Annotated in this window: 21 protein-coding genes; 7 read left to right on the plus strand and 14 right to left on the minus strand. The window is 67.9% G+C overall.

Annotated elements, in window-relative coordinates; all coding sequences use genetic code 11:
* Positions 1-110 precede the first annotated feature (110 nt).
* Positions 111-1,061, plus strand: coding sequence for a serine hydrolase (locus ABEA50_RS23060; RefSeq protein ID WP_345497854.1), 951 nt, complete (start codon positions 111-113; stop codon positions 1,059-1,061).
* On the opposite strand, the gene ABEA50_RS23065 is transcribed toward ABEA50_RS23060, so the two are convergent.
* Together ABEA50_RS23065 and ABEA50_RS23070 are read right to left on the minus strand one after the other, a co-directional pair.
* Positions 1,031-1,696 (minus strand): response regulator transcription factor, encoded by a 666-nt coding sequence (locus ABEA50_RS23065; protein ID WP_345497855.1) that lies wholly within the window; start codon positions 1,694-1,696, stop codon positions 1,031-1,033. The genes ABEA50_RS23060 and ABEA50_RS23065 overlap by 31 nt on opposite strands.
* A 274-nt stretch (positions 1,697-1,970) precedes the next feature.
* Entirely contained in the window at positions 1,971-3,215 is a 1,245-nt protein-coding gene (locus tag ABEA50_RS23070) for a sensor histidine kinase (protein WP_345497856.1), read from the minus strand.
* Between the two features lie 167 nt (positions 3,216-3,382).
* Between ABEA50_RS23070 and ABEA50_RS23075 the strand changes: the two genes are divergently transcribed.
* The 3 genes from ABEA50_RS23075 (at position 3,383) to ABEA50_RS23085 (ending at position 5,569) form a co-directional block, all read left to right on the plus strand.
* On the plus strand, positions 3,383-4,204 hold the full coding sequence (locus ABEA50_RS23075; protein WP_425577695.1) for a hypothetical protein: 822 nt from the start codon (positions 3,383-3,385) through the stop codon (positions 4,202-4,204).
* A gap of 318 nt (positions 4,205-4,522) precedes the next feature.
* Positions 4,523-5,077, plus strand: coding sequence for an alpha/beta-hydrolase N-terminal domain-containing protein (locus tag ABEA50_RS23080; protein WP_345497858.1), 555 nt, complete (start codon positions 4,523-4,525; stop codon positions 5,075-5,077).
* 48 nt (positions 5,078-5,125) lie between these two features.
* Positions 5,126-5,569 carry an SRPBCC domain-containing protein gene (locus tag ABEA50_RS23085; RefSeq protein ID WP_345497860.1) on the plus strand — a complete coding sequence of 148 codons (444 nt, stop codon included), beginning with the start codon at positions 5,126-5,128 and terminating at the stop codon, positions 5,567-5,569.
* A gap of 70 nt (positions 5,570-5,639) precedes the next feature.
* On the opposite strand, the gene gatA is transcribed toward ABEA50_RS23085, so the two are convergent.
* The gene (gatA, locus tag ABEA50_RS23090) at positions 5,640-7,112 is read right to left on the minus strand and encodes an Asp-tRNA(Asn)/Glu-tRNA(Gln) amidotransferase subunit GatA (RefSeq protein ID WP_345497862.1); all 1,473 of its coding nucleotides are present in this window, start codon (positions 7,110-7,112) and stop codon (positions 5,640-5,642) included.
* Entirely contained in the window at positions 7,109-7,408 is a 300-nt protein-coding gene (gatC, locus tag ABEA50_RS23095; protein WP_345497864.1) for an Asp-tRNA(Asn)/Glu-tRNA(Gln) amidotransferase subunit GatC, read from the minus strand. Before gatC ends, gatA begins: the two co-directional genes overlap by 4 nt.
* Positions 7,409-7,657: 249 nt before the next feature.
* Here gatC and ABEA50_RS23100 point away from each other — a divergent pair, with 249 nt between their 5' ends.
* Positions 7,658-8,308: an ACT domain-containing protein gene (locus ABEA50_RS23100; RefSeq protein ID WP_345497866.1), complete on the plus strand. Its 651-nt coding sequence runs from the start codon at positions 7,658-7,660 to the stop codon at positions 8,306-8,308.
* Between the two features lie 31 nt (positions 8,309-8,339).
* On the opposite strand, the gene ABEA50_RS23105 is transcribed toward ABEA50_RS23100, so the two are convergent.
* Together ABEA50_RS23105 and ABEA50_RS23110 are read right to left on the minus strand one after the other, a co-directional pair.
* Complete coding sequence (locus ABEA50_RS23105) at positions 8,340-8,684, minus strand: hypothetical protein (protein ID WP_345497867.1); 345 nt, start codon at positions 8,682-8,684, stop codon at positions 8,340-8,342.
* A gap of 571 nt (positions 8,685-9,255) precedes the next feature.
* Complete coding sequence (locus ABEA50_RS23110) at positions 9,256-10,632, minus strand: AAA family ATPase (protein WP_345497868.1); 1,377 nt, start codon at positions 10,630-10,632, stop codon at positions 9,256-9,258.
* A gap of 46 nt (positions 10,633-10,678) precedes the next feature.
* Here ABEA50_RS23110 and ABEA50_RS23115 point away from each other — a divergent pair, with 46 nt between their 5' ends.
* Complete coding sequence (locus ABEA50_RS23115) at positions 10,679-11,032, plus strand: hypothetical protein (protein WP_345497869.1); 354 nt, start codon at positions 10,679-10,681, stop codon at positions 11,030-11,032.
* Here ABEA50_RS23115 and ABEA50_RS31020 read toward each other — a convergent pair.
* From ABEA50_RS31020 to ABEA50_RS23140, 6 genes are all read right to left on the minus strand, one after another.
* Positions 11,025-11,447 (minus strand): HalD/BesD family halogenase, encoded by a 423-nt coding sequence (locus tag ABEA50_RS31020; protein ID WP_425577702.1) that lies wholly within the window; start codon positions 11,445-11,447, stop codon positions 11,025-11,027. The genes ABEA50_RS23115 and ABEA50_RS31020 overlap by 8 nt on opposite strands.
* Positions 11,380-13,266 (minus strand): S9 family peptidase, encoded by a 1,887-nt coding sequence (locus ABEA50_RS23120; protein ID WP_345497870.1) that lies wholly within the window; start codon positions 13,264-13,266, stop codon positions 11,380-11,382. Before ABEA50_RS23120 ends, ABEA50_RS31020 begins: the two co-directional genes overlap by 68 nt.
* Positions 13,267-14,242: 976 nt before the next feature.
* Entirely contained in the window at positions 14,243-16,405 is a 2,163-nt protein-coding gene (ligA, locus tag ABEA50_RS23125; RefSeq protein ID WP_425577696.1) for an NAD-dependent DNA ligase LigA, read from the minus strand.
* A gap of 241 nt (positions 16,406-16,646) precedes the next feature.
* On the minus strand, positions 16,647-17,693 hold the full coding sequence (locus ABEA50_RS23130) for a methionine synthase (RefSeq protein WP_345497873.1): 1,047 nt from the start codon (positions 17,691-17,693) through the stop codon (positions 16,647-16,649).
* 105 nt (positions 17,694-17,798) lie between these two features.
* Complete coding sequence (mnmA, locus tag ABEA50_RS23135) at positions 17,799-18,923, minus strand: tRNA 2-thiouridine(34) synthase MnmA (protein WP_345497875.1); 1,125 nt, start codon at positions 18,921-18,923, stop codon at positions 17,799-17,801.
* Positions 18,923-20,152, minus strand: coding sequence for a cysteine desulfurase family protein (locus ABEA50_RS23140; RefSeq protein ID WP_345497877.1), 1,230 nt, complete (start codon positions 20,150-20,152; stop codon positions 18,923-18,925). Before ABEA50_RS23140 ends, mnmA begins: the two co-directional genes overlap by 1 nt.
* A 296-nt stretch (positions 20,153-20,448) precedes the next feature.
* Between ABEA50_RS23140 and ABEA50_RS23145 the strand changes: the two genes are divergently transcribed.
* On the plus strand, positions 20,449-20,790 hold the full coding sequence (locus tag ABEA50_RS23145; RefSeq protein WP_345497879.1) for a hypothetical protein: 342 nt from the start codon (positions 20,449-20,451) through the stop codon (positions 20,788-20,790).
* 31 nt (positions 20,791-20,821) lie between these two features.
* Here the strand turns inward: ABEA50_RS23145 and ABEA50_RS23150 are convergent, their stop codons facing one another.
* Both ABEA50_RS23150 and ABEA50_RS23155 read right to left on the minus strand, forming a co-directional pair.
* The gene (locus ABEA50_RS23150) at positions 20,822-21,871 is read right to left on the minus strand and encodes a hypothetical protein (protein WP_345497881.1); all 1,050 of its coding nucleotides are present in this window, start codon (positions 21,869-21,871) and stop codon (positions 20,822-20,824) included.
* Between the two features lie 17 nt (positions 21,872-21,888).
* Positions 21,889-23,118 (minus strand): acyl-CoA dehydrogenase family protein, encoded by a 1,230-nt coding sequence (locus tag ABEA50_RS23155; protein WP_345497882.1) that lies wholly within the window; start codon positions 23,116-23,118, stop codon positions 21,889-21,891.
* Positions 23,119-23,195 lie beyond the last annotated feature (77 nt).

Here is a 23,195-nt window from a genome sequence, read left to right on the forward strand (position 1 = left end):
GACGAGCTCTGAGTTTTTGCACCGCCGACGTACCCGCTATAGCGAGCATTTGGGCTGGTGGGGAGGACGCGGTTGTGTGGTCGACGCGAACACGTCGAAATGCTGGTTTCGTGCTGCGCGCGGTCACGATCCTCGGGTTACTTGCCGCGAGTTCCTGTGCGGCGCTGCCCGACGGCGACACCAACGCGGTGCCGCCCGCCGAGGTGGTGATCGACCCGGCCGGATCGATCCGACCACAGGTCGAAGTGGCACTGCCGGATTCGCTTGCCGTCGATTTCACCCAGTTGCAGCCGGAACTGCCCGGCCAGGTCGGCTTGGCCGTCATGCCGGTGTTCGGCGATCGGATGACGGTGTTCGGCGACTGGACCTCGGGCATCGCCTGGTCGACCATGAAGGTCCCGCTGACGATCGCCGCACTGCGCCACGACTCCGGCCCCGCCATGACCGAACTCGCCGAGTCCGCCATCACCGTCTCCGACAACTGGGCGGCCGAGGCACTGTGGGAATCCCTCGGTGACAGCCACGCGGCCGCGCACGCCGTGCAGGACGTGATCGACGAAGCGGGCAACGACGTTGTCGCGTCCGCGCCGCGCACCGAACTGGATTTCCGATCCTTCGGCGGCACCGAGTGGTCGTTGACCAACCAGTTGCGTTTCGCCTCGCGGCTGCCCTGCCTGCCCGATTCCGACCGGGTGCTGCCACTGATGTCCTCGATCACTCCCGATCAACGCTGGGGACTCGGGGTACTGCCAGGATCGGCGTTCAAGGGCGGCTGGGGCCCCGACGACGAGACCGGGATCTACACCGTTCGACAACTGGGCCTGGTGCCGACGGCGAGCGGCCTGCTCGCGGTCACCCTTGCCGCACAAGCGGATTCAGGGAGTTTCGACGATTCCACCGCCATCCTCACCCGGATGGCGGAGATGCTCGGCGGGCACCTGGATGAACTGCCGGGCGGAGGGTGTCCGCCCCCGGTGTTGCCGATAGCTCCCCCGGCGCCAGCGCCACCGCTGCCGCCGCTTGCGGCACCTCAGCCGGGAACAACCAGTCCCGACTCGTAGGCGAGGACCACCGCCTGCGCGCGATCACGCAGGTTCAGCTTCGCGAACACCTTGGACACATGGGTTTTCACGGTTTGCTCGGCGACGAACAACGATTCCGCGATCTCCGTGTTGGACATCCCTTTGGCGATCAGTTCCAAGACTTCGCGTTCGCGCGGAGTCAGCGCGTCGAGCGCGGGCGTCGGCTTGGCTCGTGACGCACCGCGGCGGCGCGTGACGTCCGCGATCAGTCGCCGAGTGACCGTCGGCGCGAGCAACGCCTGACCGTCGGCCACCACGCGCACCGCGCGCACCAACTCCTCGGCGGGCGCGTCCTTCAGCAGAAAACCGCTGGCGCCCAGGCTCAAAGCCTCGTACACGTAATCATCGATGTCGAAGGTGGTGAGCATCAGCACCCGCACCGGCGGATCGAACCCCGCGGCGAGAATGGCACGCGTGGCGTCGAGGCCGTTCATCTTCGGCATGCGCACGTCCATCAGCACCACATCCGGGCGCAGCCGCTTGGCCTCGGTCACCGCGGCCTGACCGTCCGCCGCGTCACCCACCACGCTGATATCGGTCTGTGCGGCGAGCAGCGCGCCGAATCCTTGGCGCACCATCGCCTGATCGTCGGCGATCAACACGGTTATCGACACCCGCTCACCTTAATGGCGTTCGCGCACGGGGGGATTGTCCGATCCCGTCGTCCTGCCGCAGGAGCGGGTACCCGCCGCCGGTATGACCGACCTCACCGGCGGGGCCCGGCACGCATCACAGGGACGGGCGCGCCTGCGTCCGCGCACGGCGTCAACTACCGTAGCGGCGATGACAAGGGCAAGCGATGCGGCACGTGTGCTGCCCTTCGTCGGCCGAAGCAGCCCGTCGGCGAGCTCCGATTCACCCACGATTGCTCGCGTCCGCGCAGGTCGATCAGTTGTCGACAGTCGAAGTGTCGGCGGTGGACGATTCGATGGGTGCGTAATCCTCGGCACCGGGTTTCGCGAACACCGACCCGACTGGCAACCACGCCTCGACTTCGAATCCACCGTCCGCACGTGGTCCCGCCTCGAGCGTTCCCGCGACCGCGAGCGCTCGCGCGCGCATTCCCGCGATGCCGTGACCGCCGTTGCCCACCGGCGCGGCGGCCGTCACCGCGGCGGTATTGCCGACCACGAGACGCACCTGCTCACCCACGGTGATTCGCACATCCACCGCGGTGTCCGGCGCGTGCCGCGACGCGTTCGACAGCGACTCCTGCACGATGCGGTACAGCGCGAGACCCGTCGTCTCCTGCACCGCCGTCAGCGGCCCCTCGATGGTCCAGGTAATCCGCACGCCCGCGCGTCGTGCGTTTTCGAACAGCTCGACCACGTCATCGGCCTTCGGTTGCGGCGCGTGGTCGGCTACCTGACCATCGCTGCGCAGCACCCCGAGCATCCCTCGGATCTCGTTGAGCGCGGAACGAGCGGTGGCGCCGATCGATTCGAACTCCGCGCGCGCCTCGGGGGTGACCCCTTCCACGCGGTAGGCGGCGGTCTGCGCCTGCACAACCACCAACGACATGTGGTGGGCGATCACATCGTGCAGATCGCGCGCGATCCGCGCCTTTTCCTCGAGAATGGCGCGGCGGGCTCGCTCGACTTCGGTTTCCTCCGCCTGGCGCTCGAGCTTGCGCCGCGACAACACCAGCCAGCGGATCAGCAGCGCGAACAGGACCATCGCGGCGAGGCCGATCGGCCAGCCCCACGCGGTGTCGGTGACGTTGTCACCTTTGCCTGGCATCGTCGTCGCGAACAGCAGCGCGGTGGCCGCCAGCGCGATGGCGGCAACCTGGCCGGGCGAATGCAGCGCGACCGCGAACAGCAGTGCGATCAGACACATCGCGTGCACGACCTGGAACGGCATATCGTTGCCCGGCTGATGGGGAATCGCCAGGGTGATCAGCAGCGCCGAACCCGCCGAGATCGCCCATCCCAACGCGGGGTTGATCCGCACGAGCAGCAGCGGGAACGCGGCGAGCGCCGCGATGAACGGCTGTGTCGCCGCGGGCACCACGTGCGTCAGATGCAGTGTCGGCCACGCGATCGAGTAGAGGATGAGCGCGACCGTCACCGTCGAGGCGTCGAACCAAGTCCGCGCGGACAACCGCCGGGCGCGACGGATACTGTGCTCCATCTCTACGACATTAGGAACTCTCGGCTCGACATGGCCTCATACCCACGGGTGATTTCCACTCCAGTACCCCGGTGCGACCGCGCCGTGCCGTTGCCCCGTCGGGGTGTGCGCACGAGGGCTCCGCAGCGTGAGGCCATGCGGTGAAGCGTCACCGTAGCGTCACCGACATGAGCGCTTCGACCGTGGTGTCCGCACCCAGTAGATCCCCCCATGCCGCCGCCGCGACACCTTCCGGGGCAACACTTTTCGGAGTTTCCGGCCACGTCGTCAGCGCCAAGATCCGCCGCTGCGCCGCGCAGACGGGCGTCGCGGTGACCACGATGGCGGCGACGATGCTGCTCGGACCGGCACCGCAGGCCAGCGCCGCCGACGCACCGGCGATCACCGCGCCCGAGAACGCGGCGGCAAGCATCGCGGTCACCGACCTCACCTCGGGCGGGCCGGGATCGGTGCGCGCCATGCCCGCCGATTTCGGCGCCACCTCGGGCTATCAGCCGGTCCTCGCCGACGGGATGGTGCTCAACCCCGGCGGTGACTGCTCCTCGCCCGTCACCTTGCCCACCGAATTCGATGCCGCGTGCAAAGCCCACGACCTGGGCTACGACCTGCTGCGTTACGCGCAGAAGCGCGGCGAGCCGCTGGGCCCGTGGGCCAGGCAGGCCATCGACGCCACCCTCGATCGGCATATGCACCAGGCCTGCGAAACCCGCGCCGACTCGTTCTCGCGCACTCGTTGCGAGGCCATGGCCGACATCGCCAACACCGCCGTCGACCTGAATTCGCGCCGCCAGGACTACGGCGCCCCGGTACGCGAGGAGTTCCTCGACAACGCCGATGCCGCCGCCACCAACGAATGGTGGCAGTTCGCCATGGTTGTTCCCGGCGTGCTCGGGCTCGGCGCGGTCTTCACCGTCCGCACGCGCCGCAGGCTCGCCGCGACCGCTGCGGCGCGTCGCGTCGATCCGGTGGACACGCTGGCGATTCCGTAACGCACGGGTGGCGCTGACAGTCGCCCCGCCCGGGTCACGGACTCCATCGCGGGCAATATTCGCGCCGCACCGGTCCTCGCCGACGCACCGGGTGAATAGATCACCCCGCATCTGGGTAACCGGTCCTCGCGGGAGCTAGCTGGCCGTTCCCGCACGAGCACTGTCGCAGGCCGGGTCACGAGAGCCATGTCCCTGAGATCTGTATTTCCCCCGGCAACCATGAGAAGCGTTGTGCGGGAACGAACATCCGAACGTGGCGGAGTGGTCACGATCCCACCCGGCGTGCCCGGCCGATCCCCCGCGCGGCATAATTCTCTTGTGGCACGAATCATGTTGTCGCGCAAAGATATCGCCGCGCGCTACCGAATGGCGTTGACACTGTTCGTGCAACGCACCCCGTGGCCGAGACTCGGAACCACGCTCGCCATCGGGATCGGCACACTCACCTCACTCGCCCCCGGGCTACTGCCGCGCACGGCCTCGGCCCAAGCCGTCCTCACCGGATTACTCGCCGCGTGTGCACTCGCCGTCGCGGGATTCGTCCGCTTCGTCTTCGCGCACCAAGACTTCGACAACCACCCCGCCTTCCGCCGCCTACGCCCACCGCTGACCTTGGCGACCGCCGTCTTGGTCTTGGCGGCGGCAATCCAGGCGGGTCAGTGGCAGAACCGCCTGCGCGTCGACATGGGCACCCCACCCATCGGCGCCGCCTACTGGACCCACTCCGCCTTCGGCGCCGCCGTGATCCTGGCCCTGCTCCTCGGCTCCGCCCGCTCGCTCGCCTGGCTGTTGCGCAGACTACGCACCGCGATTCGCCGCGCTACCACACCCTCGACGGCCTACCTTCGACCCGCGCTGCCGCCACAGCCGTAGCGCGAGTCAACACTTGCCCCTACGTAGAACTTGTTCTAGTTTCTCCGCATGTCCTTTGTCATCGACGCGAATGTCGAGATCGCCGCACCTGCGGAGCTGGTGTGGGAGGTGATCACCGATTTCGCACGGTACGGCGAGTGGAACAGCTTCGTGCCCGAGTGCTCGAGCAGCTTGCGCCCCGGCGATCCGATCGACATGCGGGTGCGCCTGGCCGGTGGGGTGCGCCGCCAACGCGAGTTCGTGCGCGCGCACGAGCCGGGCACCCGATTCAGCTACTCGATGAAGCCGGTACCGCTGGGCACGCTGCACAGCCTGCGCGAGCACACCGTCACCTCGATCGACGCCGGGCACGCCCGCTACACCTCACATTTCGAGATCGCGGGATGGTTGAACCCCGTGGTCTCAGCGCTACTGGGTTCGTCGCTGCGACGTGGCTTCGGCGCGATGACCGAGGACATCAAGCGACGCGCGGAAACCCTGCACGCGTCCTGATCCCTTCGCCCCGAAACGATTTCGCGCCGCCCACGAATGGACGGCGCGAAACCTCGTGCGGGAAAACGAATCAGGCGATCGGACCGCGCGCCGCCTCGTAGGCCGCGCCCACCCGGTAGAGCCGATCGTCGGCCATCGCGGGTGCCATGATCTGGAAGCCGACCGGCAGACCGTCGTCGGCGCTCAGCCCCGACGGCACCGACATCGCGGGGTGACCCGCCAGGTTGGTCGGCAGCGTGCACAGGTCCGACAGGTACATCGCCAGCGGGTCGTCGACCTTCTCGCCCAGCTTCCACGGGGTGAACGGACTCGTCGGCGACACGAGCACGTCGACCGTACGGTAAGCCTCGTCGAAGTCGCGGGAGATCAGGGTACGCACCTTGAGCGCCTGACCGTAGTACTCGTCGTAATAGCCAGCCGAGAGCGCGTAGGTGCCGATCATGATGCGGCGCTTGACCTCAGGGCCGAATCCGGCCGCACGCGTCGCCGACATCACCTGATCGGCGCTGTGCTTGCCGTCGTCGTCGACGCGCAGGCCGTAGCGCATCGCGTCGAAGCGCGCGAGGTTGGACGACACCTCGCTGGGCAGAATCAGATAATAGGCCGCCAGCGCGTGTTCGAAGTGCGGACACGACACCTCCACCACCTCCGCGCCGAGCTCCTTCAGCACCGCGACAGCGGCGTCGAAGGAGGCGAGCACACCGGGTTGGTAGCTGTCGGAATGCAATTCACGCACCACACCGACCCGCACACCGCGCAGGTCGCCACCGACGCCCGCGCGGGCCGCCGCAACCACCGAGGGCACCGGCGCCTCGCGCGAGGTGGAGTCGCGTGGGTCGTGACCGGCGATCACCTCGTGCAGCAACGCGGTGTCGAGCACCGTCCGACCACACGGACCGCCCTGGTCCAGCGACGACGCGCAGGCGACGAGGCCGTAGCGCGAGACCGTGCCGTAGGTGGGCTTGGTGCCGACGGTCGCCGTCACCGCGGCGGGCTGGCGGATCGAGCCGCCGGTGTCGGTGCCGATCGCGAGCGGGGCCTGGTTCGAGGCGAGCGCCGCCGCGGAACCGCCACCGGAACCGCCGGGAATCCTGCTGGTGTCCCACGGGTTTCGGGTGGGGCCGTAGGCCGAGTTCTCGGTGGAGGAGCCCATCGCGAACTCATCGAGGTTGGTCTTGCCGAGGATCGGGATGCCCGCCGCGCGCAAACGCGCGGTCAAGGTGGCGTCATACGGCGCGACCCACCCCTCCAACATCTTCGACCCGCAGGTCGTCGGCATGTCGGTGGTGGTGAAAACGTCCTTGAGCGCCAAGGGAACTCCGGCCAGCGGTGAGGCCGGCTGCTGACCGGATTCGAGCGCGGAATCCACCGCGGCGGCGGCTTCCAGCGCCTGATCGGCCGAAACATGCAGGAAGGCATGGTATTCGCCGTCGGCCTGCGCGATCCGATCCAGGTGCGCGCGGGTGACCTCCACCGAGGTCACCTCACGGGTGTGGATCTTGGTAGCGAGTTCGGCCGCCGTCAGCGCGGTCAGTTCGCTCATTCGCCCTCTCCCAGGATCTGCGGAACCTTGAATCGCTGCTCTTCGGCCGCGGGTGCGCCCGAGAGCGCCTGCTCGGGCGTGAGGCAGGGACGCACCTCGTCGGCGCGGAACACGTTGTTCGCCGGATTCGGCGCCGCGGTGGCGGGAACGTCGACGGCGGCGACCTCGGCGATCGACTTCACGTGGCTCAGGATCGAATCGAGCTGACCGGCGAACTGATCCAGTTCGGCATCGGACAGCGCGAGCCGGGACAACCGGGCGAGGTGTGCGACCTCGTCGCGGGAGATGGCGGGCACCGCGGAACCCCTTTCGGCTCAGAATTTCGGTACTGGACTCAGTACCCAGCGCACCTAGCCTAGCCACCGCCGAGACCCGGCTCCCACGCCACCCGCACCAGCCACGATGTCCCCGATCTGTCGCCCGCGCACGAGCGCTGTCACAAGTTCGACTCGATAACCGGCGCGTTGGGGTGTAAGTATGTGCTGACACGGGTATCCGTTCAGAGCCTCGGCCCCTTTCGGCCGCCCACAGGGAAAGGAATGCGCGTGTCTTACCTGCTCCGCGTGCAACTTCCGGATCGTCCGGGAAGCCTCGGTGCACTCGCACTCGCACTCGGTTCCGTCGGCGCCGACATCCTTTCCCTGGATGTGGTCGAGCGTGGTGCCGGTTACGCGGTCGACGATCTCGTCGTCGAAGTTCCGCCGGGCGCACTACCTGACACGCTCATCACCGCGGCGGAGTCCATGGGTGATGTGCGCGTCGATTCCATCCGCCCGTACTCCGGCGTGCTCGACACCCACCGCGAACTCGAGCTGATCGACCAGGTCGCCGGTGCCCGCGACGACCGAATGCAAGTGCTCGTCGACGGCGTTCCCCGCGTACTGCGCGTCGGCTGGAGCACCATCCTCGATACCGGCGATCAGGGCGCCTACCGGGTTGTCGGCAGCCAGAGCGCCCCCGAAACGCAGGCCTCCTCGGCCCCGTGGATGCCGTTGGACAAGCCGACCGTGCTCGACCCCGACGCGGAATGGGTGCCACAGATCTGGCGGGACATGGACACCAAACTCGCGGCGGCACCGCTGGGCGCACCGGAGAAGGTGTTGATGCTCGGTCGTCCCGGTGGACCCGAATTCCGCCCCTCGGAGGTCGCCAGGCTCGGTTACCTCGCGGGCATCGTCGCCACCGTCCTCGGCTAGTCGGCGCCTCGGAAACCCGCCCGCCGCAAAGCTATTGCTCGGAGTGCGGGGGGTCCTGCGGCAGCACCGGCTGCCAACGCTCCGGCTTGCCCGCCGGATAGACGACCGTGAAGGTGTCACCGATCGCGGGCCACACGCTGCCCGACCACACCATCCGTCCGTAGACCACGGTGCCGGGAACCGTCGGGCCGTTGAGGTTCCCGGTCACCGTCACGAACTGTTCGCCGAACGCCTCCGGCCGCGGACTCACCCCGGTGAGCGTCAACAACCCGGTCTCCGCATTCGCGGGAACCCCGCCGCCTCGGCTACGCAGGAAGCGGATCCCCATCGCGGCTACGGCGACGAGCATGATCAGCAGGAATCCGAACATCAGCATGCCGACCATGCTATTGGCGACGCGAGATCACCGCCGCCACGGCGCCCGCGCGCGGCATACGAGCGACAACGCACCGCGACCACACGCCCCGGTGTCGGCTCGACTTCACACAGCGCTCCCCGAGCATCACACGGCCCCCGCCGTAGCAATCGAGGCCGTCGCCGCCGCGCTCGGGGTGCAGCCGTCGTAGCGCGGGGCGTGCCAGTCGACGACCGACCGGCATCTGCCGCGAGCGCACGCCCTTCGTATCCCAGACCCGCCGATCGCGCACGTCACAGCCGCCGCGACAAGGTGCCCATGGTGTACGGCCAGCCTGTGTCGAGAACACGAGCGCGTGAGATCGGCGTGGATCAGCGCGCGGGCGCCACCCCGGACCACACTGTCAGGTATCACTGACCGCGCGCCGAGACCGAACTCGTTCACGGTCGCCGAAGTCGCGCCCTTGACCGATGCTCTTGTGGCGTTGCCCGAGCGTTCGGAGGGTTGTGGCCGGACCCCGCCGGGACGAGACGAGTGCTGGGGCGACTGCCGCTGCGATCACCCATCAGAGGGGGAACCACCGCACGACCGCTCACGCCGGTCCGAGTTCGCTACTGCCGCTTTCGGTCCTGCTGACTTGCCACAACACGTGGTGGGAACGTCGTGCGCGCGCGGCACGTTCCGCCAGCCCGCGGTCGCTCGACGTGTACACCAGCTGTGCCCCACGGGAATTCGTGTCCGGATTCTGGAAGAGCTGGATCAAACGATCGGTCTCCTCGGCGGGCAGCTGCGCGCCGAGATCATCGACGGCGAGCACCCGTCCGGTGTCCAATGCGTCCAACAGCGTCGGGAGCAGCCGCAACAACGACACCGCTGCCGTGGATTCGTCGGCAAGGCCGAACGGCGCGTCCACCCCGTCGTGCAGCAGGCCGAGGCCGACGCCGCTTCGCGCGACCATCCGGGCGTACAGCGCGTCCCGGGCGGAGGTCATATTGGTCAGCTCGCGTTCCAGCAGCAACGGCGTCATGCCGTGCTCGTCACGCAATCGGGCGGCGTGCTCGGGCGAGGTCGTGCACAGTTCGAGCTGAGTGCCGATCCCGGCGATGTCGGCGTCGAGTTCACGCAGATAGTCCGCGTACCTCGGATCAGGTTCGCGGACAAGCAGATCGGTAATGCCGAGTTCGGCCGAGCGCAACAGGGTGAGTAGGCGCGCGGCGTGTTCGGACGATCGAGACAGATGACTGCCCAGCCGGTACTCGACCGTCTGCGGGTCGGTCGGCCCGTGTTGCACCTCCAGCATCGAATCGAACCAGCGGTACGCGGGCACCAGCGCCTCCGCGTACATCTGCCCCGCGAGGCCGAGCAGCAACGCGTTCGGCCGCACCAACGGCACCAACGCGGTGATCCCGTAGCGCACCGCCTCGAACGCGGGACCGACCTTGACCTGGTCGCCGCGGCGTTCGAACACGATCCGCTTGCGTGCGCGCGGATGCGTATGCAACCACTCCGCGCTCACGTCGGCATTGTCGAGCCGGAAACCGTAGGTGTAGGGCACCCCTTCGGCGACGAAGCCCGCCACGAATTCCGAAGGGCGGTCCCCGAACCCGAGATGCGGGCTGCGCACCGGTCCGGCGTAGGGGTCCCACCCCGTCACCGAGTGCAGTACCGCCTCCCGCATCTGCGCGAGCGCGTCGAGCACACTCGACTTGCCCGCCGCGGGAGCGCCGTAGATCGCGGTCACCGGCACCGCCACCGGACCGCTTCCCTTGGTCAGGCGCAACTCCTGTGTCTCGGCCAACGATTTGTGGTTGGTCACCTGAAAACTGCGCAGCATCCCGACATCCTGTCTGCCCGCCGCACACCGAGCGCGGGCAGGTCCCCGCTGCCACGACGACAGCACCCGGTCGGCGTTCACCGGGTCCTTTCCCGGCACCCCGGGTAACATGCTCGGCCATACGGGTTCCTGCACGAGCTCGACTCCACCTGCTGTCCAGCTGAAACGGATGTGGCTACCGATGAGCCTGCCCCTGCCTCGACTGCTGCTGCGCGCCGCGATCGCCGCCACCATGACACTGGGCCCCCTGTTAGTCCTCTCCCCCACCGCCGCCGCGGCGGGATGCGAGGAGGGTGCCGCACGAGTGTTCTTCTCCAACAGCACCAACACCTGTCTCGGGCCGGGGACCACCAGCTACAACGGGTCGCCTGCCGTCTCGAAGGTCTGCTCCGCCCCCGGTGTCAGCGTCCAGGCCGAGGCGACCTTCAAGAAGTCACGCACCAAGACCTTCACCCGCGCACTGGATCTGGCCAGCGGCCGCTGCGGCCGATTCGACATCACCGGCCAACTCGACGCCACCCTCACCGTCAGCTGATCGGGCCGCCCGAGCTGATCTCGGGAATCAAGCCGGCACCCTGAGCACTCGCCGTCACTCGGTGTGATTCGCCGAGCCCGAGTGCGGCGCGGCAGCGTCGACGCGGACCACCCCATCGCGTGCGGGACGCACTCCAGAAAACACCACGAGCCCGCGAACACTCCGCAACTCGTACCAGGGCGAAATTGTCATCACCCCTGTGCCATCGGTGTGCGCCGCCGGATCGTTCCAGCCCGGTGCTGACGACCTGCCCCGGTGGATTCGGGCAGCACAACAGCTCCTCCTCGACCGCCGCGCTCGCGGCCCGCCACCCTCGAAGCCGAACCGTGGCGGCCGAGGGGCGAGGGTCATCGCGTCCTGCCCCCGAGGTGGGTGGCGAGGAAGCGTTCCATCGCGGCGTGCAGGTCGAGCTGATTCTCCGGGTTCACGAAACCGTGTCCCTCGTCCTCCTTCAACACGTATTCGACCTCGACACCCCGCGCCCGCAACGCCGCGACCAGGTTGTCCGACTCGGCACGCACGACCCGAACATCGTTGGCGCCCTGGGCCACCAACAACGGCGTGCGGATCTGATCCACCTTGGTGATCGGTGAGCGGGCCAACATATCGGCCTCCTGCTCCGGGTCGTCGGGGTTGCCGACGAACAGATGCCAGTTGTTGGCGAGGTGCGGTTTGGTGAACTCGGGGATAGTGCGCAGAAAGTTCGCCAGATTCGAGATTCCGACGTAATCGATTGCCGCGGCGAAGACATCCGGTGTGAAGGTGACCCCGACCAGCGTGGCGTAACCACCGTAGGAACCGCCGTAGATCGCGACGCGACCACGGTCGGCGTAGCCCTGCGCGACCGCCCAGTCCACGGCATCGATGAGATCGTCGTGCATCGCGGCGGCGAACTGCTTGATAGCCGCCTTCGTGTGGGCCTTGCCGTAACCGGTCGACCCGCGAAAGTTGACCTGGAGCACGGCGTAACCACGGTTGGCCAAGTGCTGCACCGTCGGATCGAACGACCAACTGTCCCGGTACCACGGGCCGCCATGCAACACGAGCACCAGCGGCAACCCGACCGGATCGATGCCGACCGGCAGCGTGAGATACGAAGGGAGGGTGCGGCCGTCGCGCGCGGGGACCCGCACCGGGTGCATCGGGGCCAGTGCCGCCGGATCCAAATGTGGCAGCGGACGAAACAGCAGTCGGCTCTCGCCGGTGCCGTGATCGTAGAAGTACGTCAGGCCGGGCTCACGATCGTGGGTGAAACTCACCACCCAGCGTTGCTCGCTCTCGTCGGACGAAATGGCCGCGATATCGCCGTCCGACAGCGCGGTCAGCCGCGCGAGCACGTCGGCGAAACGCGGGTCGAGTGCATGAATCACCTGTCGCTCACCGAGGTAACGCACGCCGAGCAGTTCACCGGTTCGCCTGCTGCGGATCAACGGCGAGGGCAGGCTGGTGGCGACAAGACCGCGGGTATCGACGTCGAACACCGGGTGGCTGTCGACCTCGGTCTCCTGCCCGGTGCTGAGGTCGACGCGGGCCAGACGGGTGCGGTCGGTGCCCCGATTGGAACCGACCCACAGCCCGGTACCGTCCGGCGTGAGTACCGAAGGGAAAATACCCATGGGGTAGTCGGCGCCCTCGAATTCCGCGATCGGGTGCAATGTTTCGGTGTCGGTGTCCCAACGCGCCAGCTCGATATCGCCGTTGCTGTTCAGGCTGCGTCCGAGGATCTGTCCGGTGCCACCGAAGATCCAGGAGAAGATGTGCCCCGGGTTCTTCGCCAACACCGTGAGTTCCCCGGTGACGATGTCGATCTCGCAGAGATCGAACGCCAGGGGCTCCCTGATATTCAGGTGCACCACCGCCTTGCCCGGCCGCGCGGCGGACAGTTCGAAGGCGATCATCGTCGCCCCCGGATACGGGGTGAGGTTCACCGCTGACGCGTCCGGGTCGTCCAGATCCACCCGGAAGAGCTGCCAGTTCTCGTCGCCGTCGTTGTCCTGGGTGTAGAGCAGCCACCGGGGATCGTCGGTCCAGTGATAGTCGTGCACGCTGCGGCGCTCGTCGGCGGTCACGCAGCGCGCGTCGGCATCCGAGTCGATACCGGACACCCACACGTTCATCCGGTTCTTCCACGGTGCGAGGTAGGCGAGCCTGGTGCCGTCCGGCGAGATCGTCGCACCGGAACGGACCGGAGGGCGGTAGAAGTCTTCGACGGAGAGGTATTCCGGGAGGGCCATGGCGATCCTTCGGGTCGGTGGGCGGGTAGTCCGACACGAGCTGGTCGAGTGCGGAAGACTCGGGTGTGTCCTCGTGTCCATCCTCAGGACACACCCGGCCGCAGCGGCACAGTCAACGGCACAGTGATGTGACGCACAGCACATATGATTACGGCCGGGACCGGGCAGACACGCTGCGACTCAGCGGCACGTATACCGACCTCGCAGCCCCCGCGGACCCACGCCACCGACCGGACACCGATGCTGTGCGGACATTCCCGAACCCCGTTCCAGCACCGGGGAACCGAACATGACGCGCCGATCAGCCGAGCCCCGTCTGGACACCGCGGCAACCACACCGAGCAACGACGAAGATCCGATCAAAGCTCCGCCGGTTCGACTATGACTGTCGCACAGCTTCTTCGGTCCACGACCTCGTCGAAATCCGGCACGCGACGCCGCTGACCGGTCAGGTCTACCAAAGGTCCGCTGCCGCACCGATTTCGAGGCTCTGCGGCCAGAGCTGATATTTGCGCGCGCGAGGACATCGAGAAGCACCGTATGTGCCCGGACGACGGTGCCTGTTGCGATCCGCCGCCGTCCTCGGTCTCGGTGGGATCGGGATTGCGCGACTCGAGCTGGCGCGCGCCGGGCGAATTACGCACCGCGAGACGGTGGCGCGGCGAGCGCCGCAAACGGCCGAGATGCCCGCTCCGGCAACCAACCGCACCGAGCACGAGGTGCCCGCCGACACCGTCCTTGCGCTGTTCGAGCGGCAGGTGCGGCGCCGACCAACCGACACCGGCGACTGCACCGCCACGCGGACTACCGCGTCTGCGCGGGCAGCTGTCTCGACACTATCGCGCCGCACCGCGTTCGGCCCGGACCCGAGCAGCGCTACGACTCGCCGAACAAACCGAGCACTTCACAGCGACCACTCCTCGCAGTGGTCCTGACATCGACGCCAGAAAGGACTCGAGTATCGCTGTCGCACAGCCTATTCCGTGGCAGGATCCGCGGTAGCCGGGTCCGACTCCTGGCGCACCGCTTCGGGGCCCGAGTCGAGCAGCAGGCGGAATGCGTCCTCATCCAAGATCTGCACGCCGAGTTCCTCGGCCTTCGCCGCTTTAGTACCCGGCGCCTCGCCGATCACCACGAACGCCGTCTTCTTCGACACCGAGCTCGCCGCCTTACCGCCGCGGCGCAGGATCGCTTCCTTCGCGCCGTCGCGGGTGAACTCTTGCAGCGAGCCGGTAACCACGATCGACAGGCCCTCGAGGTTGCGTTCGATCGACTCGTCGCGCTCGTCTTCCATGCGCACCCCCGCCGCACGCCACTTCTCGACAACCGCGCGATGCCAATCGACGCCGAACCACTCCACCACGGCCGCGGCGATGGTCGGCCCGACACCGTCGGCGTCGGACAGCTCTTCCACCGACGCCTGCTCGATCCGCTCCAGGCTGCCGAACTCCGCCGCTAACGCGCGCGCGGCCGTCGGACCCACATGCCTGACCGACAAGCCGACGAGCACCCGCCACAGCGGACGGTCCTTCGCCGTGGCGAGGTTGTCCAGTAGCCGTCGTCCGTTCTGCGAGAGACCACCCTTCTTGTTCTTGTACAGCGAGGTGGTCAGCAACCGCTGCTCGTCGAGGTCGAACAGATCGCCCTCGTCGGTGATCGCACCCGACTTCAGCAGATCGGTCGCCGCCTCGTACCCCAACGCCTCGATATCGAACGCGCCGCGCCCCGCGACATGAAACACGCGCTCGCGCAACTGGGCAGGACAGAACCGCTGGTTGGGACAGCGAATATCGACGTCGGCTTCCTTGGCGGCCTTCAACTCGGTGCCGCACTCGGGGCAGTGCGTCGGCATCACGAACGCGCGCTCCTCGCCGGTACGCGCGTCTACCACGGGACCGAGCACCTCGGGGATCACGTCGCCCGCCTTACGAATGGTGACGGTATCGCCGATCAGCACACCCTTGCGCACGACCTCCGACCCGTTGTGCAAGGTCGCCATCGCGACGGTCGACCCCGCGATCGATACCGGCTCCATCACCGCGAACGGGGTAACCCGGCCGGTGCGGCCGACATTCACCTCGATATTCAGCAGCTTCGTCGTCGCCTGCTCCGGGGGGTATTTGTAGGCGATCGCCCAGCGCGGCGCGCGCGAGGTCGACCCGAGCCTGCGCTGCAACGCGCGCTCGTCGACCTTGATCACCTGGCCGTCGATCTCGTGCTCGATGTCGTGGCGGTGCTCGCCCCAGTAGGCCACCCGGTCGATCACCGCGTCGATGCCCTGCACCCTGCGGGTGTGCTCGGACACCGGCAGACCCCATGCCGCCAACGCGCGATACGCCTCGTGCTGCGAGGCGGGGGTGAAGCCCTCGATCCTGCCGAAGCCATGGCAGATCATCCGCAGCCTGCGCCGGGCAGTGACCGCCGGATCCTTCTGCCGCAGCGAGCCGGCCGCGGTATTGCGCGGGTTCGCGTACGGCGGCTTACCCGCGGCCACCATCTCGGCGTTGAGGGTCTCGAAATCGGCCAGCCGGAAGTACACCTCGCCGCGTACCTCGAGCAGTCCAGGGACGGGGAACTCGTCGGTGGCACGCAGTTCGGTGGGGATGTCCTCGATCGTGCGGGCGTTGAGCGTGACGTCCTCGCCGGTCCGGCCGTCGCCTCGGGTGGCACCTCGAACGAGCTTGCCGTTCTCGTACACCAGGTTCAGCGCGACCCCGTCGATCTTGACCTCGCACAGATAGTGCAGTTCGGAGCCGGTTTCGGCTTCCACGCGGCTGGCCCACACGCGCAACTCGTCGAAGTCGAACACATTGTCCAGTGAGAGCATGCGTTCCAGGTGGTCGACCGCGGTGAAATCGGTCGCGAAGCCACCGCCGACCAACTGGGTCGGCGAATCGGGGGTGCGCAGGTCGGGATGCGCCTGCTCCAGTTCTTCCAATCGCCGCAGCAACACGTCGAACTCGCCGTCGGAGATGATCGGCGCGTCGCGCACGTAGTAGCGGAACTGGTGCTCGCGCACCTCGTCGGCAAGTGTCTGCCATCGAACCCGCTCATCCGCCGTCGCACTGTCGACTACAGGCTCGCCGGTCGCACTCTCGGTGTCACTCACGCCACGCACATTAGCGGAGGCCACCGACATTTCCGCCGTCGTGTTCGCCCCGCACGTCGCTTCGCGAAAACAGCCGGCGGCGCGCCACACAGCCGTCGATGAGACGAGCCGCGCGCTCGACGCTTCCCCGGTTTCGTGACCGGTCAACGGGTGCGGAACCGAGGCCGCAACACCGATCGCTGTGCCGGATTGCGCACCTGGCAAATGCGGCGCGCGGGCAAATGCGGCGCGCGGATGCGATCGGCAGAGCGCGGCCCCCGCTCCCGATGACTCAGGAGAAGTCCAGTTCGCCAGGCTCCTCGGCGAAGGCGCGCGCGATCTCGGCGCAGAGCCGCAGGCTCCGCCGCGCCCACTCCAGCGACGCGTCGCCGACCCCACACGCCGGGCTCACCGAGACACGCTCGGACAGGGTGCTCCTGGGGAATCCGAGGCGATCGATCAGCCGCACACCCGGCTCGGCGAGTTCGCGCCAGGTCACCGGCAGCTCGGGCGGCGTCGTCGGGACCAGGCCGAGAACGAGGTGCTTACCCGCGTCCAACGCCTCACCGATGCTGTCGAGTTGGTCGACGCCGACTGTCGCGAGATCGAAACCCACTGCCGCGGCGGCACTGTCCCGTAAGAACGCGATCGCGGGTGGTTCACCGCAGCTGTGCACCAGCACCGGGCCCGTCTGGGCGTCGATCACCCGGTCCAGCAGCGCACGCGACTCCGGTTCCGGTTGGGCGCGCACCGAATCCAAAACGCTGACCCCGCGCAACGAGCCCTCGAGCACCGCGGTCAACGACGGCTCGTCCAACTGCACCATCACTTCGGCGCCGAGGCGCCCGCGTACCTCCGCCGCATGGCGGGCGAGTCCTTCGGTGAGCGAATCCGAAAGGTCGCGCAGCGCGCCGGAATCGGTGAGGACGCGATGACCACCCGGCAACTCCACCTGCGCGGCGAGGGTGAGCGGGCCGGTCGCCTGAATCTTGACCTTCCGTCCCGAACCGGCGAAACCCGCTGTTTCCCAGGCTTCCTCGAGTGCGTCCAGGTCCGAGCGCAGCAGATCACGGGCACGCCGCGATACCGCACCTCGCCGGGTGGCCAACCGATATCCGCGCGGCGTTGTGTCGAAGCGCAGGTCGACGAGCAGGGCCGAGACCCGACCTATCATGTCCGCGCCGACGCCTCGCCTCGGCAATTCCACCAAGTGCGGTAGGTCCGGCAGTTCGCCGATGACGGTCGCCGCGGCCTCGCGCGGATCGGTCCCCGGCCACGAGCCGACAGCCGTAGCGCCACACGGCACCACCCACTCACTCGTCCCCGCACCGGCTACCACGACTTGTCCACCATCCGCATCCTCTCGGCCGAATCACCTTCATGCACAACCGATCAGCAGCGACAGGTCAGTCGCGGGGGCGAGCAGACCACGAGCGGCCAGCGCTCATCGCGTGCGACCGGCGTTCGCCTCGCTACCGACCCGCGAAGCCTCGACTTGCCCTGTCCCGGAAATGGTCCCGCTGCCGATCACCTCGTCGCCGAGGGGGTCCGCGCGGTACAACACCACGGCTTGGCCACGCGCGACACCGGTCAGCGGCTCCCGCAGTCGCACGACGAGACCGCCGTCCACCGCCTCCGCGACGGCGGCTGCGGTGCCACCGTGCGCCCGCACCTGCGCGACACACTCGATCGGCCCGTCCGGCGCCGAACCCGAGGTCCAGATCGCCCGCTCGGCGTCGATGGTCCACACCCGCAGGTCCTCAGCCGAGCCGACCCGCACGGTCCCGGAATCGGGATCGATCCCCGTGACGTACCTCGGCTTACCGTCGGCGGCGGGCCCGGCGAGACCGAGTCCCTTGCGCTGGCCGATGGTGAACCCGTGCACCCCGTCGTGGTCGGCCAGCTTCTTACCGTCGGTGTCCACGACCGCGCCGGGTCGGACGCCGATCTTCGCACCGAGAAAGGCGCGAGTATCGCCGGAGGGAATGAAGCAGATGTCGTGGCTGTCGGGCTTGTTCGCCACCGCGAGTCCGCGCTCGGCGGCCTCGTCCCTGATCCGCGGCTTCGGGGTATCGCCGATCGGGAACATCGCCCGCGACAGCTGCCCGGCGGTCAGTACCGCGAGCACGTAGGACTGGTCCTTGTCGGCGTCGACAGCCCTGCGCAGCACACCGTCGGACAGTTGGGCGTAGTGCCCGGTGACCACGGCGTCGAAGCCCAGCGCCTGCGCGCGATCGGCGAGCGCCGAGAACTTGATCTTCTCGTTGCAGCGCAAACACGGATTCGGGGTCTCCCCCGCCGCGTAGGCGGCGACGAAATCGTCGATCACGTCCTCTTTGAATCGATCGGCGAAATCCCAGACGTAGAACGGGATTCCGAGCACATCGGCGGCACGTCGCGCGTCACCGGCGTCTTCTTTGGAGCAGCACCCGCGCGCACCGGTGCGCAGCGTGCCCGGCGTCGCCGACAGTGCCAGGTGTACGCCGATCACCTCGTGACCCGCTTCGACGGCACGCGCCGCCGCCACCGCCGAATCGACGCCACCGCTCATCGCGGCAAGTACCCGCATCACACTCCTCCCTTAGCACCGGCCATGCCCGCGGCCGTGGCCCGCTCGACCACCTGCGGCAGCGCGTCGAGCAATGTGTCGATGTCGGCGCGGGTCGAGGTGTGACCGAGCGAGAATCGCAGCGACCCGCGCGCCTGTCGGGCGAGAACGCCCATCGCAATCAGAACATGACTCGGTGCGGCGACACCGGCGGTGCACGCCGAACCGGTCGAGCATTCGATGCCCGCCGCGTCGAGCAGCATCAGCAAGGAATCGCCTTCGCAGTCGGGAAAGGTGAAGTGCGCGTTGCCAGGTAGTCGCCGCGCGCCTTCCGGTCCGTTCAGCACGGCGCCGGGAAACGCCGCGCGCACACCGTCGATCATGGCATCCCGCAGTGCGGTCAATTCTTTGGTGCGCGTGTCCATTTCCGTCGCGGTGACGTGCAGCGCGGTGGCGAGCCCGACCGCGGCGGCAGGGTCGGACGTGCCCGAACGCAGGTCGCGCTCGTGCCCGCCACCGTGCAGCAGCGACACGCATGGCACCTGCCGACCGAGCAAGAGCACCCCGACGCCGTGCGGCCCACCGACCTTGTGTCCGGCGAAGCTCGCCGCCGAGAGTCCGCTCGCGGCGAAGTCGATCGGCAGTTGCGCCGCGGCCTGCACCGCGTCACTGTGGATCGGGATGCCGAATTCCTGTGCTATCGCAGCCAATTCGGCGATCGGCTGAATGGTGCCGACCTCGTTGTTCGCCCACATGACGGTGATGAGCGCGACATCGTCGGGGTTCGTGGCCAATGCCGCGCGCAGTGCGCGCGGGGAGATCGCGCCCTCGGCATCCACCGGCAGCCAGGTCACCTCGGCGCCTTCGTGCCGTTCGAGCCATTCGACGGTGTCGAGCACGGCGTGATGCTCGATCGCGCTCGCGATGATTCTGCGTCGGCGTTGATCGCCGTCGCGCCGGGCCCAGTAGATCCCCTTGATGGCGAGGTTGTCGCTCTCGGTGCCACCGGAAGTGAAGATGACTTCCGAGGGTCGCGCGCCGAGGTCAGCGGCGATCGACTCGCGCGCTTCCTCGAGCGTGCGCCTGGCCGCGCGCCCGGAACCGTGCAGCGAGGACGCGTTACCCGTCCGCGCCAAGACGGCCGTCATCGCCTCGACAGCCTCGGGCAACATCGGTGTTGTTGCCGCATGATCGAGGTACACCGCGGCACCCACCGCACCGTTGACCGAACCCGTAAAACCCGACTTCATGACCGACAAAGCCTATCCCACTGTTGACCTGCGATTCTGTTGGGCTCACTCCCACGTCACACGGCCTACGCGTGGCCGACCAGGATTCACCCACGAACGCCAACCCCTCGCCCACTCGCGATATTCCCGTCGCCCGTCACAGGGTCAATTCAATCCATGGTTGAACGTGCCGTTATTTAGCGGTACATTAGAAAACGTACTGATATCGGACTCCGGCAACCTCGGTCGATACCCCGGCCGACCAGACCCAGCACCCGGTCTTCGATCGCTGATCCCATCAAGTGAGGAAGTTCCCGATGATCCGAGAATCCCACCGCGGACGCACCCGGCGCACCATCGCCCGCGTCGCCGTCGCGGCCGCACTCGTCATCACCCCGGTCGCCGCCGTCGCCGCGCCCGCGTTCGCCGAACCGGTCACGCTCGATCAGGTCGAGCCAGCCCACGGACGTCCCTTCGGACACGGTGGCTGGAACCACGGCCGACACAACCACGGCTGGCACAACCAGGGCTGGAATCAGGGCTGGAACCACGGTGGCTACGGCAACTGGAACCAGGGCGGTTACGGCAGCTGGCATCGCGGCGGTCACGGCGGCTGGCGAGGCTATGTCCCGCTGCCCTCGACGGGAAGCGCGTTCTGACCCGACGCCGTCACCGCCCCGATCCCAGCGCTCAGACCCCGGTAGGCGCCGACACCCGCTCGGCCGCGAGCTCATTCCACGCCCCCAGCACCGCGGCCAACTGCTCAGGGAAATGCCTGCCGAGGCCACATTCGGTGGACACCCCGAATTCGGGGAGGAAACGCGCGGCCAGTGCCGCGCGTTTCCGAGCACCGTCGGCACCGTCCTCGGCGTGCAGCAACCCGAGGAACACCTCGGTGGTCGGCTCCAAGGCCAGCGTCGAGAGTGGTTGCCAATGCGCGTATTTCGTCCAGGTGGCCACCGTCGCCGCATGGATCGCGTCGATACGACGGGTGACATGGCGCGACAACCCGTTGGCCACCGCGACGATGGCACCGGTGTCCTTGGGCAGGATGTGCCTGCCGCCACGGGCAGCCGCCGCGGCATCGGGTGGATCACCCATGAACGGGGAGGCGCCGAACTTGGAATCCCCGTAGCAGAGGTGGAAGGTCAGCTCCACGTCGTCATCGATCCACCCGGCCAGCCGCGCGGTCGCCGCGTAGATCGCCTCCGGTCCCGGATACGGGTTCGGGAACCACCCCTCGACGGTGGCGAGCTCGGTCGGCAGGTCCCACTGGATCGCCAGATCGTTCGCCGGGATCGCCTGCGTAATCGCGGCGACACTGCGTTCGAGCTGCTGCTCGTAGGCCAGCGCCACCGCCACCCTCGAATCGAACTCGACGAAAGAATTCACCGCGTTGAACGGGGTGGGAATCGACACAAGGAAACGCGAATCCGCCGCGAGCACACCGCGATCGCGGGCCTCGGCGAATCGACCGTAGGAGTCGGCGGCGAACGTGTGGTAGTCGAACGAGGGAAACGCCACCGCCGTCCCAGCGCGCGTTCGCGCGACGCCCTCGACCACGTCGAGCGTCGGATTGCGCAGGAAATGGTCGGCCTGGGTGAGTACCCAGTTGGCACGATTGCCCGGTTCGCCGTCCGGGACCCTGCGCACGCCGGGTTGCAGTCGGGAACCGACGAGGTCGAACGCGTCTTCGACGGTGTCGACGGCCATGCTTCCTGTCAGATAGAAGCCGCTCACGGTTACTCCCCCCGCGCTCAGAGCAGCACGCCGAGACGCGGCGGATTCGTGCCGCGCAGCGTGTGGTTGCCCAGGTGCACGTACTTCCACCGCGCGGGATCGTGCAGCGAGTGCACCCGAACATTGCGCCAGTGCCGGTCGAGCGCGTACTTCTGATCCGTAGCCGAAGCGCCGGTGAGTTCCAGTACACCGGAAGCGATCTCGACCGCGAACTCCTGCGCGAGCGCCTTCGCCGCGGCGACCGTGAGCGACGCGTGCGCCGCGGCCTGCCTGGTCAGTTCGTCCTCGGCCAGCGCGCGGTCGACAGCTTCGGCTCCGCGCGCCAGCAACGCCTCCAAGGCGAAGAGGCGTCCGGTGAGCTCGCCGATCCTGCGCACGACGTGTGGTTCGTCGGCCGCGTTGTCCACCCCCGCCTCGAACCACGGGCGACTCTTGGTCCTGAGGAACTCCGCGCCCTCCTCCAGAGCCGCGCGCGCGATACCCACGTCTATCGCGGTGTGCAGTGCCTGATCGAACGCGCCGTGTACCGAAGGTGGCGCCGTCGCGGGATCGACGGCGGGTCCTTCGTCGATGACCAACGCGTCCTCGACGACGACCTGGTCGAGAACGACCTCGCCACTGGCCGTACCCCGCTGGCCGAACGACGACCACTTGTCCAGACGCAGAGCGACACCCGCATCGGTGGGTCGAACGAATGCCGTTGCCGCATTATCGGTTTCGTCGATCCGCGCGGCCACGGCGATCCATCCGGCGCCGAGCGTACCCGTGGCGTAGTACTTCTTGCCATCGAGCAGCCACCCACCTTCGGGGCGACGACGCAGGGTGGTCAACCGCTCGACCGAGGTCTTGGTGCCCCGCTCGACGGAGGCGTTGCCGAGTTGAACGCCCGCGAGAATGTCGGCGAACAGCCGAGGCGCGGGATCGGCCGTACCGAGGCCGATGATGCCCTGATTCAGGACGAAGTGCGACAGCAACAACTGGCCGACGGCCGAATCCGCGACCGACAACAGTCGCAGCACCTCGACCACCACCGTGCGCGGCAGATCGGGCCCACCGAACTGGCTGGGGACGGCTATGCCGAGCAGTCCGGAGCGGGCGATCGCACGCAGCTGCTCCTCGGGCAACACCCCGTCGAGCTCGCGACGCACCGCACCGGCGGCGATCTCGGTGGCGAGCTCGGCGGCGACGGCGAGTACGTCCTCGGCGCTGGTCAGCACTGGTACGGCGACGGTATCGGCAGTAGTCATCTGGTTCCTCAGACGTTGCGGTCCGCACGGACTTGGGCGGACTTGGGTGGACTTGGGCGCGAGATCGCCGTCGGCGG

This window comes from Nocardia callitridis (assembly GCF_039543305.1).
Taxonomy (GTDB): domain Bacteria; phylum Actinomycetota; class Actinomycetes; order Mycobacteriales; family Mycobacteriaceae; genus Nocardia; species Nocardia callitridis.

Bases quoted from the DNA above. Each gene is read 5' to 3' on its own strand.
- ABEA50_RS23070 (WP_345497856.1), bottom strand. From the start codon at position 3,215: ATGGAGCACAGTATCCGTCGCGCCCGGCGGTTGTCCGCGCGGACTTGG.
- ABEA50_RS23075 (WP_425577695.1), top strand. From the start codon at position 3,383: ATGAGCGCTTCGACCGTGGTGTCCGCACCCAGTAGATCCCCCCATGCC.
- ABEA50_RS23085 (WP_345497860.1), top strand. From the start codon at position 5,126: ATGTCCTTTGTCATCGACGCGAATGTCGAGATCGCCGCACCTGCGGAG.
- gatA (WP_345497862.1), bottom strand. From the start codon at position 7,112: ATGAGCGAACTGACCGCGCTGACGGCGGCCGAACTCGCTACCAAGATC.
- ABEA50_RS23105 (WP_345497867.1), bottom strand. From the start codon at position 8,684: ATGCTGATGTTCGGATTCCTGCTGATCATGCTCGTCGCCGTAGCCGCG.
- ABEA50_RS23115 (WP_345497869.1), top strand. From the start codon at position 10,679: ATGAGCCTGCCCCTGCCTCGACTGCTGCTGCGCGCCGCGATCGCCGCC.
- ABEA50_RS23120 (WP_345497870.1), bottom strand. From the start codon at position 13,266: ATGGCCCTCCCGGAATACCTCTCCGTCGAAGACTTCTACCGCCCTCCG.
- ligA (WP_425577696.1), bottom strand. From the start codon at position 16,405: ATGTCGGTGGCCTCCGCTAATGTGCGTGGCGTGAGTGACACCGAGAGT.
- mnmA (WP_345497875.1), bottom strand. From the start codon at position 18,923: ATGCGGGTACTTGCCGCGATGAGCGGTGGCGTCGATTCGGCGGTGGCG.
- ABEA50_RS23140 (WP_345497877.1), bottom strand. From the start codon at position 20,152: ATGAAGTCGGGTTTTACGGGTTCGGTCAACGGTGCGGTGGGTGCCGCG.
- ABEA50_RS23145 (WP_345497879.1), top strand. From the start codon at position 20,449: ATGATCCGAGAATCCCACCGCGGACGCACCCGGCGCACCATCGCCCGC.
- ABEA50_RS23155 (WP_345497882.1), bottom strand. From the start codon at position 23,118: ATGACTACTGCCGATACCGTCGCCGTACCAGTGCTGACCAGCGCCGAG.